This window comes from Paraflavitalea devenefica, from assembly GCF_011759375.1.
In the GTDB taxonomy this organism is placed as follows: domain Bacteria; phylum Bacteroidota; class Bacteroidia; order Chitinophagales; family Chitinophagaceae; genus Paraflavitalea; species Paraflavitalea devenefica.
Map to the genome: position 1 here is coordinate 2198014 of NZ_JAARML010000002.1, position 24587 is coordinate 2222600.

Consider the following 24587-nt stretch of genomic DNA (forward strand, 5'->3'; position numbering starts at 1 on the left):
GATCAGCAATGAAGAAAATCATCATACCCGTTTTCATAAGCCTGTTTTTGGCGGGCTGCGTCAGGGAAATAACACCCAGCGATGCGATTGACACCAATACACTGGTGCAAACCAAAGAGGGATTAACCAATGCGGTAAACGGCGCCTATGCCTTGTTTAAAGACCATGTTCCGTTTAATGGCACCTCAGACGACAACCTGATGTACCTGCGTCAATACTTCCAGTTGGCTGATTTTGCCAGTGATGATATTGTATGCGGCCAGATGACTACCGATCCGTTCATGAACAGCTTCTCCCTGAACCATTCACCTGCTCAAACCAATACCCGCTATTTCTGGTATATCTCTTACAAGATCATCAATGATGCCAATACGGTGATAGAAGCAGCAGCCAAAAATGCCAATCCAGATGCGTCCATTAAGCAATTGATCGGGGAATGTTATTTCCTCCGGGCCTTTGCCCATTTTAACCTGGTACGTTTTTTCGCCAAACCTTACACGATAGATCCTACGGCACCCGGCGTTATTATCAGGACTTCCACCAGCGAGCCTTCTTTAAAGGCAAGGGCAACGGTAAAACAAGTGTATGATGCCGTGGTAGCCGATGCGGAGAAAGCAGCATCCCTGATGGAACAACCAAGAGGCGTGCAATATGCTTCCAAAGAAGCAGCCTGGGCCTTATTGTCGAGGGCATACCTGTACATGGCCGATCATCCAAAGACCATTGAGTACAGTGATAAAGTGATCAATTCCGGCAGGTTTGTGCTCACAACTGCCGCCACTTACCCCGCGCTCTTTGCCAATGCACAAACCGGCACGGAAACTATTTTTTGCATTGCCTTCACGGCCCTGGAAGACTATGGCAAGTTTGGCTCCATCGCTTCTATGATCTACTCTGATGGTAATTCCGGCTGGGGAGAAGAGTTTGCATCCCAATCATTGAGAGATACCATGAGTAGCCAGCCTGGTGATGTACGCTCATCGTACATAGTTCCATCGAAAGATGGCGGCGGTGTGGTGCAAAAGAAAAACGGCATTGAAATGTATTATATATCCAAGTTCTCCTTCCAGGGGAATAGCCCCACTTTAAGTTCCCCTATCATGTTCAGGCTGGCGGAAATGTACCTGAACCGGGCAGAGGCAAAAGCTAAATCCAATAATGTGGCCGGTGCGCTGGCAGATGTAGACAGTATTCGCAACAAACGCGGTTTGTCGGGCGCTTTATACAGTGGCGTATTACCGGCGGGCAAAACGGTACTGGAGGTGGTACTGAAGGAAAGAAGGGTAGAGCTGGCATTTGAAGGTCACCGGGTGTTTGATGTATACAGGAATAAGCTGCCACTGAACCGTACTTACTGGGGATACCACCTGCCGGGACTGAGCGAAACGGATATCAACTTGTCGCAGCAACCGGCCGGCTATGCCAACATGGTCATTCCCTATACCAGCAACCGGATCATCTATTACCTGCCGGTTGATGAGGTCAAGACAAATACTTTGTGTACGCAAAACGACTAAAACTACCAGTATGAGATCAGCAAAAGCGATATTATTTTTCACCGTACTATCCGCCGGATGTATGGCCCTGTTGTCATCCTGTAGCAAAGATGCGGTAGAAGAGGGGCCTGATGTTATATTCTCTGTAGCGGTAGACGCCTATACCGTTCAATTTACCAATGCTACTAAGGGCGGGGCTTCCTATAAATGGGATTTTGGTGATGGCGCTACTTCCACGGAAGAAAGCCCGACCCATACCTATCCCGGCAAAGGAAAATTCGTTCCTACCCTGTATGTGACCACTGCCGGCGGAAAAACGGTAGAGGGATCAACAGTGATACGCATATCCAAAAGTTCGGCTGTTAAACTGAATGACAATTCATTGGCCGATTGGGATACGGTGACACACAATGCCTTTGTTTCCGGCCTGTCGGGCGGTATTTTCCGGAAAGGAAAGATGGACTATGATGCAGAGAATATCTACTTCTATTTTGAAATGGCCTCTACTGCGGCCAATGCCGATATCTTTGATTTTTATATTGATGCGGACAACAACAATACGACCGGCCTGATAACCTGGGTGGCTAATGGCAGCGGCAATGATGTACTGCTGGAAGGAGCTATCCTTACCGGATGGTTCGATCTGTTTTACCACAAAGGGGCGCAGAACAGCTTTACATTCGACTACCAGAGTACGACAGATTTCTTCCAGGTAGGCACCGTCCAGGAGTCAGGTGGTATACTGAAGTTTGAAGGTAAACTGGTACGTTCTAAAATAAAATTCCTGACAGGCAAAGGCGTTAAGTTTGGTATTACTGCTACCAAGAACGACTGGAGCGCCATGCTGGGCATTTTCCCCGATCCCGGCACACCGGCCTTCTATCTTGATATGACTGATTAAAAAAAACAGGGCCTTTAAGTAAAAACTTAAAGGCCCTCGCTTATTCTTAACCCGTCAACATAAGCGACTATTTTTGCTTCAGCACATCTGTCGCCTGCCTGTGGATGATGTCTAATACAGCAGGTTTCAGCTTCTTGGATTTGAACAGTTTTTCCATTTCATCCAGGGTAGCTTTGGCTGTTTTTTCATCGCCTTCCAGCAGGTATCCTTTGGCGAGGTGCCGGTATACCCAGTTGAGGGTGATATTGTCAAGACCTTCCTCTTCTTTGGAGGCGCTGATCACTTTACCCAGCCTGCTCTTGGCGGTTGGCAGGTTGCGTTCACGTACAGCCACTTTACCTGATTCTGCATCGGCGGTCTTAAACTTCATCGCCTCATTCACACCCAGTATCATTTCTGCATACAGGCTCAGCGGACTGTTCTTGTACTTCTCGGCCACCAGCTTCATATCATCCATACCTTTCTTCAGGGATTCTGAATCGGAACCCAACAGGTAGAATAATGTTCCGGCATCACTGCTGAAATAAAGATCGGCAATCTCATCCTCAGTAGCCGTTACAGGAGATTTTACACGGATCGTTACTTCTTCTGACTGTATGATGCTGCCATCTTTATACTGGTAAGCAGCCTTGATACGGTAGAATCCGGGCTGGTCGAAATAGAAACCTTCCTTGCCATAACCAATATAAGCGCTGGCATAGACGGTATTGTCGTCCTTTGTCAGGTTTACTTCTTTCGGTATTACGCAATTGTGCGCTATGGGTTCATATACCACTGCTTTGCCATTGGGTTTCAGGATGCCAATGCGTACCTGGTCGTACTTGGGATGCAGGTTGGCATTGACGGTCTGCCCGTTCAGGTGCATGCAGCGTAATTTTATTTCTGTTACTACCGGCTCGCCCAGGTTGAATGTTTTCTTAACAGGCGCCAGTTCCAGTTGCAGGCTGCTGTTATTCTCCAGCATTTCCTGGCTGAAGATGGCCAGCTCATCAGCATGTTCCAGGCCTGCACCTGAGGCCCAGTCTGAACCGCCCATGATCACATTGGTGCGGAAACCATGACGCATATGCATCAGTTCACCGGTATCAAAGCGGAAATTAAAGTTGTTCCAGTAGGAGCCCAGGCCGTTGCGCTGGTCATACCGCCAGTCGTAATTCATCCAGCTCAGGCTATCCGGGCGGGCCTTATCCCAGGAATGCAGGAGGTTGAAAGCGTGGCCCAGTTCATGTACATACGTGTACAATAAATGGCGGTCATAATCGGCTGCTGTAGGATGAAAGTTTCTAACGGTATCCTGGAATATGGCGCAACCCTGGCGATGCGGCTTGCTGCCAAGATAATCAAACATGATCCCCAGCAGGTTATTGCTGGTGGCCCTTCTGGCGGCAAACAGCCATACTGCCCATTGCGGGAGGTTGCTGAAGCGGCTGAAGTGCCTTACCATGGAAGCATGCATTTCGGTTTCTGTCCAGCGGGCGTCTGCGCCGCCTTCGGCCGAAGTAATGGAGTTGTTGCTGCCTGTCATCACCATATTGATGCCGGCTTCGCCATAGGCTTTCACGGTATTCAGTATCCGGTGAGGGGCTGGTGAGGGAAGGGTGGAGGTATTGTAATCTCCTGCCAGTGCAGTGCCGGTTTCAAAATCGGTTTCCAGCAACACAGTCCTGAAATAAGAACTTTGGAAATTGCAGGTATAAATAGCGCCCTGTGTGAGGTTCTGGAAGAAGGTGACTGTGGCGGGTGCTGCAGGTGAAGTGATATAGTTGCGGTTGATCTCAATGCGTACCCGGTTGGCCCAGAGAGCAACAGTACCCGTAATGCCGCCTACGATCGTTACCTTGGTGGAGGTGTAGGTAATCACCGGCGCCACCAGGCGGAAGGAACCAAAATAATTGATCACAGCGCCGATGCTGAAGAAATCATAGCTGGCTGTATTCAAAGCACCGGTCCGGTCCACATCCACCCGAAGGTCCAGGCGAAAGGAGCCGGTAATGCCTGAATAACTGCCGCTTACCTGCCTGCGCAGCAGCAAAGGCGTAACTGGTATAAAATCAGCTTCGGGAGGGGCCATGGCGTCTACCCGTTCTTCGGGATACACAATGTCATCCGGGGGGGCGGTCAGCGTGGGCTCCTTGGTTTTAGCGAGTGCTCCTTCCGGTGTAATCTCAATCTTTTCAGCAACACCCTGATGGCCATTGCCTTTGGTGCGAGTGATTTTGCCAGGCTGAAATTCCGGAGCATGGCCCAGGTCACTGCCTGTTTCTTGTAAAGAGGGATCTTTTAATGACATACATACGTGTTTAATGTCCCGGAGAGGGACAGGTTAAAGAATAGAAATAACAATAGATGCTACTTCGATACAGAGCTTTAATGGACGTGTGTCAGGCAGGGAATATGTAATTACAAGGGTAAGGAAAGAAACACTACTACGGCAGGGGAGAAATACACTAAAAGGAAAGGTAAAACCAAAAAGAAAGAGATCCGTTGCTACTAATTGTGGCCAAACTGAGATGGAACCTGTTTTAGCAGGTCATCGTTTTAATAAGGACGGTAAAGCTACAACTTTATCTTATTCTCCACCAAGAATATATTTATGTAAATTTTTTTAGCAGCTTGTCACCCTGGGGCCCGCGGAGCGGAGCTTGTCCCGTTCTACGGGAATAAACGCTGGCGAAGGGTTTCGACAAGCTCAACCTGACAGAACAATGACTCATCAGCGGATCACGACCGTTTTCAGGTAATAATGTTCACTGCTGAACACCGCTACCTTATAAATGCCCGTGCTTATTTTAGCCGGCAGCCAGATGGTATGGGTGGAATAATGTTCCTTATGTGCCAGGAAGGTCTGGAAGAGCAGCATGCCGCTCAGCGTGTAAAAGTAAACCGTGAAAACACCTCTTTCAATGTTGTACAGTTGAAGCCAGAAACGTTTTTCCGTTACCAGCTCGGGATACAGGGTGATGCGTTGCGAAAGCTGGAATAAACCCACTGCCGGCAGTAAAGTTTTGTTCATAGGACGGATTATGCTTAAAAAGTTATACGGAATCCAACTATCCGGTCGCCATGGTTCGTGTCTTCACGAACCTAACATTCGGCGGAGCTAAAAGTAATCACTTTTGAAGCGTCCGGCAATAGTAGACTTATGCAGCCGGTTGGTATTTTTACCATCTGGCCACCTAAGTCATCGTTTTGGCAGGGATGGCAACTAACTAAATGACATGATTTTCATATCCGTAATGTATAAAAGCGGTAATGTAAGGTCGGTCAACTGTAATAGTGGCATAGGCTGTTTGGTTAAATTGGAAAAAACCGTAAGGCTGAAAGTAAAACATCCCTGATCAGTGGCCGGGGCATGCGTATTGAACCACAGGCGGATACTGCCCGCCCAACCGGCGATCATAGCTGTTAGCGTGGCCTCATCTTCTTCTGTTCGTTTCGCTGCCTGCTTTACCCGGATGCTTTGCATAGGTTGCATCATTACCGGCAGCACAAAATCATCCAGGTAACTATTGCCCGAATACGTGTATTGACAGTTAGCCAGGAAGCTCAGAGTATCCTGTGAGTTCTTCTCCAGCAGGGCGGTAAACAGGTTGGTAAGCTGGTTTACCAGCGTGGTCTTATTGTGCTGGCCGGGTGGCGCCCCGATGGTGGAAATATCCAGTGCATCATCATACCGGTTGGTAGGATGGCAGGGATCGGCAAAGCCAATGTTGCCCGTAGTATACCTGAAAGAGGAGGCATAAGGCATGCCGGGTTTCAGCTCGTCATTGCGTATTACCTGTACCATGCTATAGCTGTCCTGCCGCGCCAATATATTCATACCGGGCAGTACAACAGTCCGTTGTGCGATCGCCTGCCCGGTGACTGCTGGCAGCGGGTTTTTATTCTGATCAACATAATAATAACAATAATTGCTTTCATGAGCGCCTGCATACACCTTTTCCGTATACCCACTGATCTGTACCACAGGTGTGCCGATGCCCTCAGGCGCTTCACCGGTAATGCCAACGATCAGTGCCTGCACGGGACCTGATGGCCCTGCGATGGTTGCCGAATCTTCCTTGATGTAAAATTCATAAGGCTTTACCTCGTTGCTGAAATACTGCGGCGATGGCGACAGCAGGGATAGATTATTGCCGGTGGAATTGTTCACGATACGCGTCACCATATCATTGAATGAGCGCAAGGCGGTCGAAGCAATGCGGAACTGGTTAGGATCGGTAGTGCCTGCATAAATGGCTGCCAGTACCGTAGAAAGGGTTTGCTGTACGGCAGGGAATACCGTGATAAATTCCGCCAGGTCGGCAAAAGCATCTTCCAGGCCGGCAAGATCATGAGCAGGCAGGGCGCCCACATTAAAGTTGACCGTAAAATGCAGCTTGTCCTGCGGATAATGGAAGCTTTGCGCATACACAATGGTATAACCCCAATTCAGCAGGTCGCTGATGTTGATCACTCCGCCACCTGTAGTGCGGATAACGGGAGCAAGGCTTGCCTGGTTGATCATCGAAGGAGTAGCCGGGAAGGAGCGCAGCAATAACGGCGCCGGGAACTGGCCCAGCGGGGCCACAAACGGATTCTCCGTATCCGGTACTACGAATGACAGCCAGGTGCTGGCCTCATAATCCTCAATACCGGGCAGTTGGCCGATCTGGTGCTCAATAAAGGCGCCGGCATAAGTGAGGTCCAGGTCAAGGTAGGAAAGTACCTCGCCATCCAGGCCACGTACCAGTTGAGGCGATGATAACAGGAAAGGCAGGTTGGCCTGTTTACTGGTGGCGAGGTTTAGTTTGGGGGAAGTAAGGCTGATGGCGTCGCTTACATGGCCACTGTCTACCGGGTTCATCAGCACATTCCCAAATAAGCGGGGCGGTATGGGGTCTTTACTATCAGATACCACCGTGGCATTGAACTCTATGGCCGACCGTACATTATACGCATTGCTCAATGCTACCAGCAATTGCTGTTTAAACACTTCCTGTACAGCCCTCGTATCCGGGTACTCGTCTTTAAATACAGCGATCATCCATTGCTTCACGATATCGGCCAGTAATTTTTTATTGGCTAAAATATCATCGAGGTACGTAGTCTTCTGTTCTTCATCTACCAGTTGGATGGCGGCTACAAATTCCGGCGATAATACATGGTCAAAGTCGGCAAAGAACTGCTTCACCCACTGATCGGTATCTATGGCTGTAAAATCCATATAGGTGGAAGGCTTGCCCTTAAAGTCAATACCTGTTTCTGTATTATAGTCATAGATCGGGATACCCGGTCTGTTCTCCAGTTTCGTGGAAACAGGGCGCGGGGCAAACTGTGCCGGCTTATCAGGATTATTGATCCTGAAGGCAAGGCTGGTATTGTCATCCAGTCCCTGCTTCACTACCCATATATCCCTGCTGGTGGAAAAACTAAGCGGATCATTCCGGTCTACACCGGTAGCGATCTTTATCTTACATACGCCGGGGGTAGACAGGGCTGCTTCAAACTGCCGCGCAAATGTTACAAGGCTCCTTGTATCACTGCCGGGGTCTTTATCGGTGAGGGCGGGAATAAGGGCCTTCACCTGTTTAATACCACCGGTACTTTCAAAATCACCCATAATAGCGCCGCCTGTCCGTTCAATGCTAAAAGATACTTCCGGCTTAAAGATGGATGCTTTATTCAGTTGCACTTTATCAATGCCAAAGCGCAGGATATGATCAGTGGCCGGTGCGGCTACGGTGGTGGAGCCCTGTGCCCGGTTGTCCAGGAACAGGTAGATATCAGCCAGCCATCCTTGTACCAGCGCATTCACCTGTTCGGCAGATAAAGTATAAGAGGTATCCACCAGGGTGGTAGGAACGGTATAGGCAATGCCATTGGGGTCGGTGAGTTGGTACCACAACTGTTTGTACATGGCGCGGTCACGTGCTGCCTGTATGGTAACAGAAGATACAGGGGCGGTTGCAGCCTCTCCGGCTGCAGGCTTGTATACAAACTGTGCATAGCCTGAGAACGTTTGCTTGCCGCTGCTGTTTTGAATATTATTGATCGTAAGGGTGATATCACTGGCGGGCGGCAAGGCGCTGGTAGTAATGCGCACGCTCTTTTTGTCGGTACCAGGCGCTACCTGCTCTACGGTGATATTATTATCAAGCGTATAGTTGCTGGCGGCCAGGGCAGTCACAGCATCCAATGCTTCGGTAAACTGTGTTTCGATGGTGTTGCCGTCAATGGCGCTGGCAGTAATAAGCCCCTGGTAAGTGCTGTTGTCAAAGCTGAAGCCCATCTGCAGCAGGGGATTTTTCTGCCCATCGGTAGTTACCTGCCAGGAACTGGCTATCGAAGGCCATTGCGCCAGCCCGATCAGGGTATCGGTATAACCGGTGAGGATGGGCCATTGGTTCAGCGGAGTGGCATCTGCCGCTGTAGGCTGGCTCAGGGTAGTGATCAGCCGGTTGCCATACAGGTCCTGCCAGGTAAAGTCGGCCTGCAGCAGATCACCCAGTCCTTTGTACGGGCTATCTTCCGGCGCAGGCAGCCCTTCGGTGGCGGTGAATACCTGTTTGGAAAAACGGTTATAGGGAATAGCCTGCTTATACTCCCAGTTGTCACTGGCCGTTAGTATCCGGGGCGCTGCGATCTTGTTATTGGCTGATGCGCGAGGCGCCGGGGTTGTCAGTGGTCCGGCAGGCAGGGCCATCTTACTGCCGTTGAAATAAGCATTGTCCACCACGCTGAATGACAGCAGGCTGAATTGATGCTTCAGGTACAGGGGCGCATAATCACTTGCTTTGGGATCTTCCGGGATGGGGTCCGGTACCGGGCGTATGGCTTGCACAGCTACCACGCCTGCAGGTACAGTAGCGGTCCTTGTTATGGGGCCGCCGGTAATCACAATGGTGCCGCCATCGGCAAACAGGCCGGCCACATCCTGGTTATGCGCGGCCAGGGAGCCCAGGTTCTGGCCATAATACTGCGCCAGGGCGCTTAATGTGTTGCCGCCTTTGCTGGTGCCCACCGTAAGGGTGAGCGCCGGCAGGTACAGGCTGGTGTACAGGGGCAGCGGGTTATTCCAGTTGGTTTGTTTGGGATTGGCGGCTTTAATAGCATCAGCGGTAGTGCCAAAGTAAGCAGCTATATCGGTAAGATTGCCACCGGGTATGCTGCCGGCAGGGCCTACTTCGTATACACCTTCTGTTATGGACAAGGTTATGCCGTTGCGCAGGGGCAGCAGCTTATTGCCGGTGGCAATAGCTGCTACCGTATCATAATAGCCGGTTGCCAGTTCGCGTAAGGTGGGCTGTGTGTTGGCCGACAGCCATACTTCCTCAGGAGCGGCTTGTGCAAACAGTACAGTGGCGCTGGTATCTATCGCTTCACCGGTGGCCAGCATATTCATATAGTTCGTTACATTATTCTGCAGGCGGGTATCAGCAGGCGCTGCATATAGTACCAGCAGGCTCAGCGTGGCCTCGTTCTTGTCGTTGAACAGGCGATCGGGCAGGCCACCGCCACTAACGGCATCATAATAATACAGGTAGAAACCGCCTGCCCGTGTAATGCTGGCCTCCCACAACAGGCGGATAAAGCCGGTAGGCGTATTGAGCAGGCTGGGTTGGTCGGTATCAGCCGGTAATACGGCTGCCGTAATGCCGGCGCCATCGGGCCTGGTTTCGGTAGAGAGGTTCACCTGTGCAATGCCCATTGTCAGTTGGGCGCCATTGCCGGTTTCCAGTCCATTATAGGTGCCGCTTTGTGGCGACGCCGCAAAGGCTACCGTGAGCAGGGCAATGGCCTGGTCATTACTGCCCAGTCCGCTCACCATCTTTTCCAGTATGGCCACCTCACTGCCGCTGGCACCCGTTACTTCATACAAAGTTTTGGTAGAAGGGCTCGTCGTGATCTCCGGTACCTTCTTTACGGTAAAGGATACCACAGAGGCATAACCGTAGTGATTAATAAAATGGTTTTCCATCTCCTGGCTGCCTTCATTATACTGCCCGGCCAGGATACTTACCCGGGGATTTACCTTGCGTATCACAGGGGCGGGCAGTTGCAGCAGCGTTTCCGGCAATTGCCATAACCGCAGGGCAGGAAGGCCCGCAGGACGGCCGCCGTAAGGGAAGCTGATGGAGGAAGGACTGTTCCAGGTGATCTCGGTAGTGAAAGGATAGGTAGACGCTTCATCTTTGAACAGGGGTGCGGTGCCCAGGAAGGAGAGGCCTGTATTGAGCCTGTTCTTCGTGGCATAATCCCGCAGGGCAATGATGCGGTTGGCATCGTCTGAACCAGGTGCAATGGCAATCGTTAACTGATCGGGCGTGGCGCCTGCAAATTGTAGCCAGGGTAAAGCAACAGGACGGTTAAAAGTAACATTGAAATTGTCTTTGCCCGGCACCGGTACCGGGAACTGCTGACCGGTAAGGGCGTACAGGCCGGCAAAATCGGGCAACGTAAGCTGCCCGTTGTTATCGGTTACCCACATGCCTTTGTACAAAGGTTTAATACCCTTCGTTGGCAGCCGCAGCCCGGCCATATAATAGCGGGAAGCCATGCCGCTTACATGTTGCAGTCCCTGGGTGTACTGGATCTCTTTGATCAGTTCGCCCACTTCAAACTGCGACAGGTGGGTAATATCTAAGTAAGTAGAGGATGCTTTATCAAACAGGCCGGCAATCAGTCCGTTGGCAGGTGGTGCCGCCAGCTCCTGCTGGCTGAGGTTGAAACGGGCGCCGATACTGCGCAGGGTATCATTTGCCACTGTCATATAAGTAAAGGCAGGTACCTGCAATACGGCAGCCGGGGCCAGCAGGCCGGCAAGGGTAAGGATGCCGCCTTTGGCGATCAGGTCGGCTACATCCACACCTATCTTATCTGCAATCGTCTGTAAGGATTGCCCGGGTAAAGTAGCATAGGGGTCTTTACCGGGATAATGGATCTTGATGCCTGCCTGCAACAGATTACCCTGCTCACTGTTCAGCAGGGCGAGGTCGGCGCCGCTGAACCCTTTGTTGTATAAAGTTAGTGCGGCGATGCTGTTGAACGTATTATCCGTTTGTACCTGGTATTGGCTTTGGGATACCAGGATGCCTTTGTTTACATTCAATAGCAGGGTGGCATTGTCAGTAAACAACTCAGCGGCGCTGTAGGCAAGTCCACCGGTAAGATTACCGTTCTCATTCACCCACTTCACGATATCATCCACACGCTGCTCATCTTTTATATAATACTTGAAGTCCTTCAGGGAGTCCAGGGCCGCCTGCACCATTTGCCGGCAGATCAGCAGGAAATAATCGCCAAAAACAAAATTGCCTACAGAGGAGCTGTTTGTCATTACAGATAGCCTGGTATTACCGCCGTCCATTTCCTCCTGCACCTTTATGGCCAGGTCATTGAAATACATGCGCAGGTCGGCAATATACTGGGAGGAGGTTTCATTATAACCACCAAAGGTGTAGGACACGCCTTTGTAATTACCACCGTAATCGGGCACGCTCATATTCATCGCCAGCGGGATGGGGAAGAAAGTAGCATTCCCCTCTTTAGGGGTGGTGGGGCCCCATGCCGTCATCAGGAACTGTTCGGTGAGGAACTTTTCAATCTCTTTCACCGGTATGGGTACAGGATTATCCTTGTCACTTAAATAAGTGAACAGCATCTGCAGTTGTGCATGCGTGATCACGGTTTGATCAATCTCTGCGGCTGTATAAGGGATCGCCTGTTTTGTAACAGGATCATTATAGGAAGGCAGTACCGTAGAAATGATCCACCGGAACAATTGTTTGCACAGCTTCTCAAAAGAAGTATCAGGCTGTTCGTTGAGCGCTTTAAACAGGCAGTCGGTGGCATTCTCCTGCGGGGCTGCTACCGATTCAATCAGCAGCATCGTTACATAACAGGCCTGCTGGGCAGCCAGCGTGGGGGTGCCATTTTCGGGCATGGCCATCGTGAGGCCTAGGCCCATATAGCCGGTTAAGGGATCAGGGGTGGCGGCTTTTTGTAAATTGGACCAGTTTGGTATGAGTACTTCCGGTGGGGTAAACCGGCTCATTGTCATCAACTGCTTTCTGTAGCGCAGCGCCGGCGCCTGTAAAGCACGCAGAGTTTGTGCAGGTACCACAGTCCATGGCGGCGTACCACCAATGCCTTTGATCGTAACGCCTTCCTGTATGCGGGCAGAGAAGCTGAAGCTGATCGTGATCTTGAATAAACCCAGGTTGATCCGTACGCTTACAGATACACTGACCGATGCCGTGATGGACAGTTCAATAATTTCATATGGGGCAAATGTCATTTGCGCCAGTACACGTATGTCAATATTCACGTCGGCCCGGATAATGGAAAAATCAATCGTGCCATACAGCTTGCCGATAATGCCTGCAGTGCCCCTGAACCAGAAATAATAGGCTTTCTCCAGTTGCCCGTTGCTACCGGGGCTGCCCGGAAGCGCTTTCGGATAAGGGTTCCACTTGGCCAGTATGCCTTCCAGGATGGCCACCGCTGTCAGGCTGAAGCCTGCTTTCAGGATACCTACGTTAAAATCATAGCCAATGCCAAACTGTATGCCCAGGCCAAATACCAGTACGGGGTTGAAAGTGCCATCGCTTACCTTGGGCACCCGGTCGGTAGTGGCGCTGGATAGCTTACCAAAATAAAAACCTGCCGACCCCATCACGGGAATTGGTATGCCTATCGGTGTCCAGATCAGCGTTTGGAAAGTAAAAGAACGGCTGAAATCGGCCTTCCAGGGGAAGCCGATATCAATCTGGAAGTCGCCATTTGTATAAACGGCAATGCCAAATACAGGCAGGGTAATATTGAACTGGCCCATCTCAATGCGGCGCATGATCTCAGGCAGTGCGATCTCGGCCTGGTACACACCCACCGAATCACTGATCTTCCGGTACATGATCTGGAAATCGAGCCCTTTTAATATCCGCGCCGGTTCACCTTCCAGTGCCAGGCGCAGGGCATAAATAGTGGGGTCATTAAACACTACCTGGGCCGTGATGAAATAACCGGGTTTGGTAGGTGGCGCCGCAGCAGACGCTGCCGGCTTTTTCTCTTCCAGCTTTAAAATGCCGAAGTCCATACCGGTGAGCCAGGAGCTGTTGCTGTCCAGCGTTACATCCGGCACCTTGCCCGGTTCGGGCGCTTTCAGGTCATACATACAGGCGATGGCCTTTTGCACCGTGTCGGCAGTTTTGAAGCAGGGCAGCGTTACATGCTGGCCCATCGCCAGCAGGCGCAGGTCGAGGTACTTATTGCCCTGGCCCGAAGGTGCAGGCGTGGTTTCGGGTTTGGCGGCATCCCAGTTAATGTCTTCATCCGGGTTGTCCTTCCACCAGAACTTGCCGGTGATATTGACCCATACGCCATTGTCTTCTGGTTTGGGCTGACCGGATTTGTATTCGATCTTAATGCCGGTGATCTGGGCAAAGCCAAGGTTGATCGTACCAATGCTAACTTCAAAGCTCACCTGCTTCGTTGTAAAGTCATACGTAAGCGCCAGGTTGTTCAGGGGTATCTCATTCAATATATTCCAGGGAGCGCCCAGGCTGAAGGCCGAGCCGGTAGCCCAGGTCACCATTGTTTCAACAAGGCTGCCTACGGTGGTAGATTGGGTGAAATGAAGCGTGGCCACCTGGTGCGGCTTCTTATCGATCTCTTTCGTTTCTACCTTTCCTTCCAGCAGGCCCCAGCGGATGCCAAAAGCCTTATAGCCTGGTGCGAAATCATAAAACACCTTGAGGTCTATATTATACCAGCTCAGGTCGGCGGTGATATTGCCATACATGCCAACTGCTGCGTTCTCATCCTTCTTGCCTTTGCCCAGCATGGCTTTGGCGTCTATATACAGGTCGAGGAAGGGAATATGCCATTGCTCAGCGGTAGCGCCGCCCATTTCCCAGTAACCTGTTTGCGTGGCGATCTTAAAATAGAGGTCTTTAACGCCATAATCATATTCCGGTGGGGGATTCCAGTCGGGCGTAAAATAATGCGACAACAGCTTGCCGATCTTCACTTCGCCACCGGTTTGCCGGCCTTCAAACTGCCAGCCCTTGCCTGTGCTGTACAACGCACTGACGGAAACGATTATCTTATCATCCTGGGGCAGTATTGTAAAGGTGCCACCCAGGCTTACCGTATTCACACTATTGTTGCTTTCTACATTAAAGCTCAGCTTATCAATGGAGAACTTTTCAATGGAAAACGGCTTGTCCAGGGCGGCGCCAAGCTGGTAATACTTTTGTGCCGGTCTGTAAGCAAAATCAAGCTGGGTCACCGCAGCCGTAAGGTCCAGCTCGCCGCCAAACAGCTTCAACAGGTCGCTCAGTTCTATCGTGCCTTTCGATAATCCGCCATAAATATAAAAATCAGGATAGCCACCGGCAATACTTACCGTGTCCTTGCCAATCGTAAACTCACCGCTTACCTGGTATTCGATCTTCCGGTTGGGGCCGGCCACATCATACACTATTACATTTACGGTGGGGGTTACCTGCAGTAAAGGCGTTTGTGATATCTTCCACGGTTCCGGCGTGCTCATCTCAAACGACATATAGCCGAAGCTACGGTTGGCGGCATTATACTGTAATTGGGAGCTTTTCAGGCCAAAGCCGGCCAGCCCGTTGAGCGGGGCGGGCAATACCTGCACCAGGTTAATGCCGCCTGCCATTTGAAATAGCATGGCAATGCCGGGATAATTCTTTTCAAAAGAACCGGCAATCAGCCAGGTATTATTCTCTACCGGGTATTGTATCTGTAAATGCAATCCTGCCGGCTCTATCGTGCCGGTAATGCCACCCTGCACAGGGAAACCGCCTTCATTCACCTTCATCATAAAGCCGGGATCCTTAAAAGCTATCCAGGGTATGCCATCCAGCGACCACGTATCATTCACATACGTACTGATCTCGGTGATCACCGCTGTATTGGGCGCTGTAAAAATGAGGCTGATATTCATCGTAATGCCCAGGAAGGAGGGAGTAGTGGCATTACTGACGGTTACTTTAATGATCTTGTTATCCTTGTCTTTCTCCGCTTTGATATCTTCTTTCGCTACGGATACCGACAGGATGGAATTGGTCACCTTTACAAAAAAGTTCGTGAGGTAAGTGCCTGGCAGGGCGGCAAACAGGTTTACCTTTCCATCACTCCAGTTAGCCGTTAATTGTTCATATACCTTATCCAGCGTAAGCGGGTCAGCGGCTACAGCCATTAACGTACTGCGGTCTTCCGACAGCCGGAGTTGCTTACCTACCAGTATCAGCGCATCAACACCTACGAGGCCCAGCATCAGCTTATCGTGGATACTCTTTTGATAATAGTCGCCGAGGGAGTAAAAGTACCGGTAGACAGGCGTGTTGGCGAAAATGTCGAGAATAAAGCCGGCTGTTTTTGTCAGGCCGGGATAATAACCGGCGGGTGATTGCGGGCCGGTCTTTGTATAATAATTTGATAATTGCTGGTCGCGGATCATTTCTATAGCGGCTCCCGCAGCATTGACCACAGGGTCGTAATTGACAGCGCTTACCAGGCCGGGATAATTGGCATTACCGGGTTTTCCCTCCCGCGGTATCTGGAAGAAAGCCCTTCCCTGGCTGATCACCAGGCTCGATGTACCCTGCCCTTCAAATATACCGGGATACACGGCATTGGAGAAAAAGAAATTATAAGCATCCTGTGGTACCGGGCCCATTGAAATGATCAGTACATCGTTGTTCCTGGCATCTGCTATAGCACCCGTGATCTTTGCGGCAATGTTAACATAGCTGCCTGCATCTTCATTGTATCCATCAAGCAGCACCAGCCGGCTCTTGCTGAGCAGGGGCCATGTATCCTTGCTTAGCTGCATGATAAATCCCTTCAGGTTTTCGGGCGAAAACTCCGCGTTCAACCTGTTGTCTTTTGTAATGCTGGCTGCCAGGTAGGATAAGGCCCGGTCCTGGGCTTTCATATCTTCCCCGAGTGGCGCAACATACTTAAAAGGATAACATTCATTGACCTTACTGAAATGAATAATGACCACCGGGTTCCGCTGTGTTTTTTGAACAGTATAGGCCGATAATAAGAGATTCAGGGTGATATCGCCGGAGGTATTTGTAAAGTGGTGCATCCCGTAAACAGGCCACAGGCATATGTCATTCCTTCGTTTTATATAGGCGTCATAGAGCGCCTGTGCATTCTTCGTCCGTATTTTCAGTTCCGCATCAAAGGTTTGGGTACTGCCATACCAGGTCCAGGTGCTTTGTGGCACCGCTGTAAACTTGTCTGGCTGAAATTTATAAGCCAGCATTTGGAAGGTGGAGGAAGCTTTACTCAACGAAAAATTGTCTGCTTCATCTTGCCGCTCCACCACGTTGTCTTCCTCATTCCACAAATAAGGTTGCAGCCTCAGAAAATAACTAACCTTCAGCGGAATGGCATAGTTTTCTGAATCGGGTTCATCGGTGTCAGCGCCTCCTGTAAACCCAAACCTGATCTGGTCCGGTAGCGTATCCACGTCCTCAAACTTGAGGAAAGTAATATTGTTACAGGTGCCATAGGCAATAGTGATATTGTCAATATTGTCCGGTACAATATTGGGCAATAAAATGGCCAGCTTTTGGGCAGTAGTGACCGGGTAAAAAGGATCTGAGGCGCGGTATATGACTTTAATGGCGCCTGTATATTGTGTGGTGTCAATGATCCTTTTCATCACATTCACGGTGGTGGCCTGGTGGCCAAAATTGTTGGTGCCATCTACGAGGAAGCGCAGTTCATCTTCCTGCTGAATATAATTGATCATTTCCTGTATAGAAATGCCGGTATACTGGTCCCGGATGCCGTTGGCATTGGTAAACAACTGAACAAGGTCGGCAAATAGTGACATGGCTTATCGGAATAAAATGGTAATAAATATTAGGCTGGCAATGTTTCAGGTGCAGCGGGTGTCATCGCTTGCTTCGGCTGGTCGCTGCGGTACATCGCATACCATCCCAACCCCGAAGCCTTGCCGCCGGAATCCGGATTGCCAAACAGGTAGAAGAGCGTAGAGCCTGCCGGCGGTATCTTCAGCAGGCCAAAGAATTTGATCGCTATTTCGGTAAACAGCAGCAGGAAGGCTTTCTTCTCAGGCCGGTCATCAAACTTCAGCAGTATCTGCCCGATAGACAGTTTCATAATATTTTGCAGGCTGATCAGTTTGGCGCCGCCACTGGTGCCCGGTAGTGATATACCAATACTGGTTTTGTAATTGTTCACGCCTGCACTGTCGGGCCACCAGCTCAGCAGCAGCCACGATACAAGATTGATCTTCCCGGCCAGCTCACCGGGCGTGCCCATATTCAGCCGGAACTTTAAGCCAAACCACGCTGTTTTGGCCGTGGCCTGCATACGTATATCCGGCAACACGGCCAGGTAACCGAGATCAGCAGGCGTTTGTTCATCACTGCCTGCTACCAGGCTGTCCATGTCCAGCGCCAATTGTATATACAGGCTGCCCGGCCTGGGCGTGCTCTTCGATACATCAAATGTGATGGCCGATGCATCGAACGTAAGTGATTTATTGAGTGGGGCAGTGACCGGGAAAGTCATATTAATGGCCAGGTTATTAAAGCTCAGTCCCTTCCTGCTGTTATCCTGCCCGTCCAGGTTGCCAAACGAGAAAATATCATAATACAGCGTCTTGGCCGGATTCTGCTCATCCACCTGCTTTACTACCTTATAATCAATAAAACCTTCCAGGCTGAATACAGAAGCGGTGGTGCCGCTGTTGTCGGGGTTACGGGTGGTAAGCAACACATTCGATACCTGTATCTTGTTCAGCACATTGCTGTTGAAATAAAAAGCATTGTCGCCCCTGCTGCCCAGGCTGTACACGGCTTTCCCGTTATTAAGCTGGAAGCTGCCCTGCAGTAACACATTATTCCAGGTATTGGCAACATCACCCATATGGTCAACTGCCGAATTGAAGAACTGGTTCAGCGTAAGCTGCGCATTGCTTTCAAACTTCCTCACGGTGGTGTTCGTAAACAATACCTTCAGGGATAGCAGCCTGAAATCGTACGATTGAGCGGTTGTAGGCACAATGGCCTGTGCAGGTTCCCGGTCGGTGAAATCGGGGTCTACATAATAGATCAGTCCGTAAATACTGCTGGGCTGATCCACTACGGCGCCGCTGGCGCCCTTGCCCTTGACCACCGGGCTAATGGAAATGGCGAGGTGATGCACATTAAACAATTCCGGATGCGTAACGCCGGCCATAATACCGGTAAGGTTGGAAGGCAGTTGCTTAATATCCATTCGCAGGAACAGGATGCCTGTCCAGTTCTCATCGGAAATAAGCTGGTTGAACTGGCTGAAATACGCATTGTCACTTTTGGCGGCTGCCTGCTTGCAATAATCCTGCAACCATTGCGACAGGATCACCAGTTGTTGTATATCCGTTGCCGGCTCTGTGCCCGGCGGGTTAGCCGGCGCTGCAAAGGCTGCCGCCTGTGTCCATTTCTTCGGATTGGCCACCAGGCTGGCTGTATTGTCATTGGCATCATACAGCTTTCCGCGCCGCCCTTTTATGATCATCACATTCCTGTAGTCATTATATTGATTGCCCACGCCCACATTGGCCTGCATCATCCAGTTGTTGATGCTCATAATATGCTCAAAGCCCGGCTTGTCGGGTTCAGTGCCCATCAAAGTACCAAGGTGGTTATTGTTGGCGCATACCAGGAAGAGATCGCTGGTTTGTAAGGCCTCGATCAGCTTTTCATCCGGGTTAATAAACTGCATGCGGTACGTAATGCCGTCATCGGTATTTTGTCCCAGGAATACTTTATTCCATTGGTATTTATTGCCCTGTTGGGTAGTAGTTACCAGCAAGCCCAATGGCGTGGTGGAGGAAGCAGGAGGTTCGGTCAGGGGGATACCGGGCGGTATCACCGAGGGGATAGTGGAAATGGCGCCGATCAGTTTGCGCCGGGTGGGACTGATCACGGCGCTTTCAAAAGACCCGATCTGTGGAGGTGTAAAATTGCCGGGTACTCCCTGGGGTATAACGCCTGCATAAGGCGCCAGCGGAAAAACAATGGTATCGTTGGCTTTAAAAATAAAATCAGGGGTAGTATGGCCAAACAGGTCCGTGTACGCAGGAGTGATCAGCCGGTCATTGCCAAACAGTGAAGCGCCCTTGGGTTGCGAAACATAACTGATCGTATTGCCCGGTGCGCTGATGAGGGTAGCCCACGACGTGAGCCAGGGGCCTGTCAGCAGGGATGCGGTTGGGTCTTCCGGAGCTTTCACCGGTGAGGCTGACTGAAAGGGGAATACAGCACACCAGGCCGGCTGCCGGGAGAGGAACCGGATGCTGTCGCCGCCTGTACCACTAACAGGCCTCGGCGTGATCTTAAAAAACTCCGTGCCTTGCAGGCCGCACTGTAAATACTGGTTCATGGCATTCGTAACGCCCGGCAAGGCAATATTGAAATCCCCTTCCGGCGAAACCAGGAACTTCTCAGCTTCGTTACTTATCTGCTCGCCATGCGTAAATACAAGCCGGGCAGGTAAGATATCATTGCCCGGTGCAAGTGGCACCAGGGTAACGCCCGCACCGAAAGCGGTGCGGTAAAAAGAGTCGAGGGTTGTAGTGGCCTGGTCAAAATTCCGGCCGGTAAAATTGAAATAAGTGCGCCGGGCTGCATAGGCCTGGGCAATAAAGTTACTGCCCGTGTCAAAGGCTGTATTAAACAGGTCGGAGGAATCAATGCTTACATCGAAACCAATAAAGTCGGTGGCGGCTTTGGTAGAAGCGAGGGGGTACCAGCAGGAAGTCACCTTGCCGGGATCTTCCGGGCGGGGAAAGAGATAATGAAATCCCCATTGCCACTTAGTATACAACGTGTCGCGTTTAATATACGTGCGGAACTGTATGCATCCCCGCAGGGGACCGGAGAAATTCAGCAGGCCCGAAGGAGAGGGCTTGATCGTAGGCGCTGCGGCGCCTGCGAAACCAATCACACTGTCAGTGCTCTGCAGGTCGAGCAGGGTGCTGTTGGGGCGCAGGGTGAGTTTGACGCCATTGGCTACTGTAAAGGCCAGTTGAGGGGCGATCTTCGTGTTCAGGCCCGTGGCTGTTGCACTGCCGTTTTTGTTGATGCCCATCAGGGAGGCAGTATCCTTATTGATGTTACCGGGATCTTTCAGCCAGATAATAGCCCTCGTCGCCGAAATATTTTTCAATACCGTATAAATAACCCTAAGAAACTGATCGGCGCTGCCGGCATCAGTAATAACAGGCGCTTTGGCGGAGAAAACAAAACTGCCGTTAAAGGTCTCACTTTGCAGGGCCGTTACCAGCTCGATCGGGTCACCCTTAGAGTCCCTGTTCTCCGGTATTACAAATGCCACAAATCCCTTGTCGTCAGCACCAGTGGGACCGGTATATAGGCGCTTATTGTATACTGAAAGGAAGAAGGCCATATAGAACCATTTAATAGTAATGAACGTATAGGTGATGCCTTACAGCAAAGCATCACCTATCAATAAATAGCTGGTCGTATGCATCAGTTCGTAAACGTAAGTGAGGTAGCCAGGGTAGTTTGTGTGTGCTTGCCTTCTACCGCATCATAGCCGCTCATAAACAGCCCGATGGTATAAGTAAGTCCCCGTCCGATCTTATAATTATTGATAGCGCCGGTCCCGGAAGCTGCATTAAGATTAATGGGAACTGCCTTATCTGGCGGATTATTGTAAGAAGCGCTGGAGGCCCGCCAGATGCCTGCCCAGGCAGTATTGGTTTGTGGCAATATGCCATCGGGCAGGGAGAAATTGAAGGCCACAGAATCCGTGCCCACAAAAGTCATGGCAAGATTAGGGGTAAAAATAGTGCCCTGGCCGTTGGACTTGGCCGGGATAAAAGCAGTGGAGCAGATATTACCGTATAACTGTTGCGGCGGGGTAAGTATCGCGCCTGTTGCATACCCGATGATATAGCTATTATTATTAAGCACAAGATCGGTGAAGTTCGTAGAACCGTGGGGCGTATTCACATCAATGGGATGTTGGGCAAGAGGTTCGGTATTCCAGGGAATGCTGTTGGCATTTTGCCAGATGTAAATGCAGTTCCCATACGTAGTGGGTTGGTTGCCCGGCATGCATATAAAGCTCACGCCAATAGCATCTGAAGTAACGTAATCTATGCTCAGGGTGGTGGTAGCTGAACTGCTTGCCGTCAGTAATTGTGATTCATTTGCCATGATAATTAATATTTATTAGTTAAAAGAAAAGACCTTAATCGTCCAGGTCGCCGGTATTGAAATTGATGATGGCGGCGGCGGTAGTGTACGGCTTGCCGGTAAAATAGATCAGCGTATAATTCGTATTTAAGCCAAACGTTACATTATTAATGCCGACTATACCTTCCGATGCATTGCTGGTGATCGCTGTAGTAGCCATGGGGTCGAACGGGTTATAGGGTGAGGCAAAACCCTGCCATAACCCTATCCAGTTGCCATACTTTTGGGGCAGGTAACCGTTCAGCGTACGGTAACCTACCACGATAGAGTCGGTATATATCTTGTCAATCACCAGGCTGATCGCAGAAGGCGGCGCTGTGAGGCCGCCCACGCCCAGTACAGCGCAGCAGCTTATATCCGTAATAGCTGCTCCTACACTATAGCCTACTGTATAACTGGCCTTGGTGATCGTAAGCCCATCAATCACCAATGAGCCAAGCTCATGGTTCACCTCTATGGGTACCTGTTTCAGGGGCTTGGCTGTCCAGGGTATCGTGGAAGCCTCCCAGATGGCAACGAAATTGTTGCTGTCTTTGGGCTGGTTGCCCGGTAATCCCTGGTATTTTACCGACACGGTATCGCCTGTATGGTCCTCAATAGTAATGGCACAGGTGAACTGCGTAGAAGTTCCCAGCGATACAGGAACAATAGCTGGCATGGGCAGGCTGATTAAAAAGTAATGGCTTGCGTAAAACTTTCCAACAATTGTAAATGTACTATCAGTCATCACCGTGGGAAAAGCGCAGGAGTACCTGATTATGAAAACAGGTACTTGTACGGGGGTGGGGGGGAAGACTAAAGGGTAGGGTCCATCAACTGGTGGCGCAGGGCAAAGATCACCAGCCCGGCAGTATTGCGGGCGCCTGTTTTCAGCAACAGGTTATTGCGGTGGCCTTCCACGGTCCGCTCACTCAGGAACAGGGCAGTGGCTATTTCAGGGGTGGTATATTCCTTGCAGATCAGGCCCAGCACTTCTTTTTCGCGCCGGGTAAGCGACCCCGGTATATCTATATAAAACTTTTTGCCTTTGGTCTGCAGGCCCTGCTGCATGGTGCGCATCACTTCTTCCGCAAAATAAAAACCATTGTTGTACACGGCCGTGATGGCTTTGTTCACTTCTTCCAGCGTACTGCTTTTAGACAGGTAGCCATTGATGCCTTTTTCGATCATGTAAATAATATGGCGCGCCTCACAATGCACGGAAAGGATGATCACCTTCAGGGCTGGGAACCCAGCCTGTATCTTAGCGGTGGTTTCCACACCATTCATGCCCGGCATATCAAGGTCCAGCAGCACCACATCCGGCAGCTCCGCCGCTGCATTGATGGCCAGCAATAACTGGTGGCCGTTTTCCGCCTCGATGCTCACCTGTATGGTAGGCAACTGATTGATATTGGATACCAGGCACTGCCGGAACAATTGCTGGTCATCTGCCACGGCTATCTTGATCACTTTCATAACGCGTCATTTATCGGTATATCAATATAAGCGGTTACGCCCTGGCCGGGTGCAGTAATGTACTGGTATCGGGCCTTCAGCATACTAATACGGCTTTCAATATTGCGCAGGCCATGTCCCTGTAAGCGGTCCATGCCCTTCAGGTCAAAGCCACACCCGTTGTCCTGGTAGCTGAGCTGCAGGCCAGTGGCCGTGGCTTCCAGGTTAATGGCAATACGGGTAGCGGCAGCATACTTGATCGTATTGCCTGCCAGCTCCTGCAGGATACGGTAAATATGCAGGCTTACGGGGTCGGGCAGCGCCGGCAGGGGGTCGGTATGTTCAAAATTGATCTCCAGCGCGCCGGCCGCCGCCAGGCGGTCGCACAGGCCCTGGATAGTGGTGGCCAATCCGAAAATATCAAAGCCATAAGGGATCATATCATAAGTGATGGTCCGGGTATTGGATAGTCCGGTAGTGATCAGCTTACGCGCATCTTCCAGTATCCCTTCGGGTTGCCCGCCGTTGCCATCCGTACGGAGCTGTTGCAGCTTCCATAACAGGGTGGAAAACACATTGCCGATATCATCATGCAGGTCTTTGGCAATCCGCCTGCGTTCGGCTTCCAGCATCGCTATATTATTGTGCAGCAGCTCTTCCTTGTGCTTCATTTCCAGGTCATACAATTCCGTTTGCTTATGCATCAGCCTGCGCTGGTACAGCATAAAAAAAGTGATCACCCCGCCGGCCAGTATCATCATGCCCAGCGTGCCGCTGAACAGGAAAATGAAAATATCTACTTCCTTCGCTGCTTCCATAACCCGATCGTTATAAACGTGTACAAAAGGATATTAAAAAAAGCATGCAGGGTCCAGATGTCCATCCGCAATTGCTTATATTCAGGTCCACGGATATAATTGCTCAGCGTGAACAACAACAGGGAACCGGAAAAATAGATCAGCAGTCCTGTATTGATCCAGAAATAAGGCGACCGTTCGGGCTTATGGATCCTGGCCTCGCTCAGCATCTTGTAGAAAAAAGCGATCGCGCAGGCGATCATGATCACGGCCTCAATACTTCTTGCATACGTATTGTTTTGCGTGAGTGGTTGCAGTAGCATGGAATTGATCACGGCAAAAACCAGGAAAGAAAGGAATACATACAGGAATACCCTGAGGGGAATGCGCTCCCGCCATAAATAACTATAAAACCACAGCAGCATGCCGCATTCCTCTACAGTATAAATATGCAGCAGGAACAGGTTGTTGATGCGGTAATGCCATAGCAGGGTGGCGGCCAGTTCTGTAACGGCCGCCACCAATACATGAATAGTAATGATCCTGAGCGCGCCGGGCAAAGCCCGGAATTGCCACAAGCCCAGCAGCAGGGGTGGCGCCAACGCATAAGGCGCCACGGAGAAAATGATCTGTTTCAGACTATGAAACATGGGTGTTGATCGTCAGGTGTCCCTCTTACAGGAAATAAAGTTGTTCA

The 24587-nt window shown here is 50.6% G+C and carries 11 protein-coding genes; 2 read left to right on the forward strand and 9 right to left on the reverse strand.

All coding sequences use genetic code 11. From position 1 onward, the window contains the following. Positions 1–8 precede the first annotated feature (8 nt). Together HB364_RS18045 and HB364_RS18050 are read left to right on the forward strand one after the other, a co-directional pair. Positions 9–1517 carry a RagB/SusD family nutrient uptake outer membrane protein gene (locus HB364_RS18045; protein WP_167289609.1) on the forward strand — a complete coding sequence of 503 codons (1509 nt, stop codon included), beginning with the start codon at positions 9–11 and terminating at the stop codon, positions 1515–1517. Between the two features lie 10 nt (positions 1518–1527). Next, a complete protein-coding gene (locus HB364_RS18050) occupies positions 1528–2397 on the forward strand; it encodes a PKD domain-containing protein (protein ID WP_208419986.1) in 870 nt (289 codons plus the stop codon). Positions 2398–2464: 67 nt separating this feature from the next. On the opposite strand, the gene HB364_RS18055 is transcribed toward HB364_RS18050, so the two are convergent. From HB364_RS18055 to HB364_RS18095, 9 genes are all read right to left on the reverse strand, one after another. After that, positions 2465–4687, reverse strand: a complete 2223-nt coding sequence (locus HB364_RS18055) for a hypothetical protein (protein WP_167289611.1) — start codon at positions 4685–4687, stop codon at positions 2465–2467. A 423-nt stretch (positions 4688–5110) separates the two neighbouring features. After that, positions 5111–5410, reverse strand: coding sequence for a hypothetical protein (locus HB364_RS18060; RefSeq protein ID WP_167289612.1), 300 nt, complete (start codon positions 5408–5410; stop codon positions 5111–5113). 192 nt (positions 5411–5602) lie between these two features. Next, entirely contained in the window at positions 5603–17257 is an 11655-nt protein-coding gene (locus HB364_RS18065) for a hypothetical protein (protein WP_167289613.1), read from the reverse strand. 29 nt (positions 17258–17286) lie between these two features. Beyond that, positions 17287–20841 carry a hypothetical protein gene (locus HB364_RS18070; RefSeq protein WP_167289614.1) on the reverse strand — a complete coding sequence of 1185 codons (3555 nt, stop codon included), beginning with the start codon at positions 20839–20841 and terminating at the stop codon, positions 17287–17289. Positions 20842–20924: 83 nt separating this feature from the next. Further along, complete coding sequence (locus tag HB364_RS18075) at positions 20925–21617, reverse strand: hypothetical protein (protein ID WP_167289615.1); 693 nt, start codon at positions 21615–21617, stop codon at positions 20925–20927. Positions 21618–21651: 34 nt separating this feature from the next. After that, entirely contained in the window at positions 21652–22314 is a 663-nt protein-coding gene (locus HB364_RS18080; RefSeq protein ID WP_167289616.1) for a hypothetical protein, read from the reverse strand. 137 nt (positions 22315–22451) lie between these two features. Further along, positions 22452–23114, reverse strand: coding sequence for a response regulator transcription factor (locus HB364_RS18085; RefSeq protein WP_167289617.1), 663 nt, complete (start codon positions 23112–23114; stop codon positions 22452–22454). After that, on the reverse strand, positions 23111–23911 hold the full coding sequence (locus HB364_RS18090; protein ID WP_167289618.1) for a sensor histidine kinase: 801 nt from the start codon (positions 23909–23911) through the stop codon (positions 23111–23113). The genes HB364_RS18085 and HB364_RS18090 overlap by 4 nt, the downstream gene beginning before the upstream one ends. Further along, the gene (locus tag HB364_RS18095; RefSeq protein WP_167289619.1) at positions 23890–24540 is read right to left on the reverse strand and encodes a hypothetical protein; all 651 of its coding nucleotides are present in this window, start codon (positions 24538–24540) and stop codon (positions 23890–23892) included. The genes HB364_RS18090 and HB364_RS18095 overlap by 22 nt, the downstream gene beginning before the upstream one ends. Positions 24541–24587 lie beyond the last annotated feature (47 nt).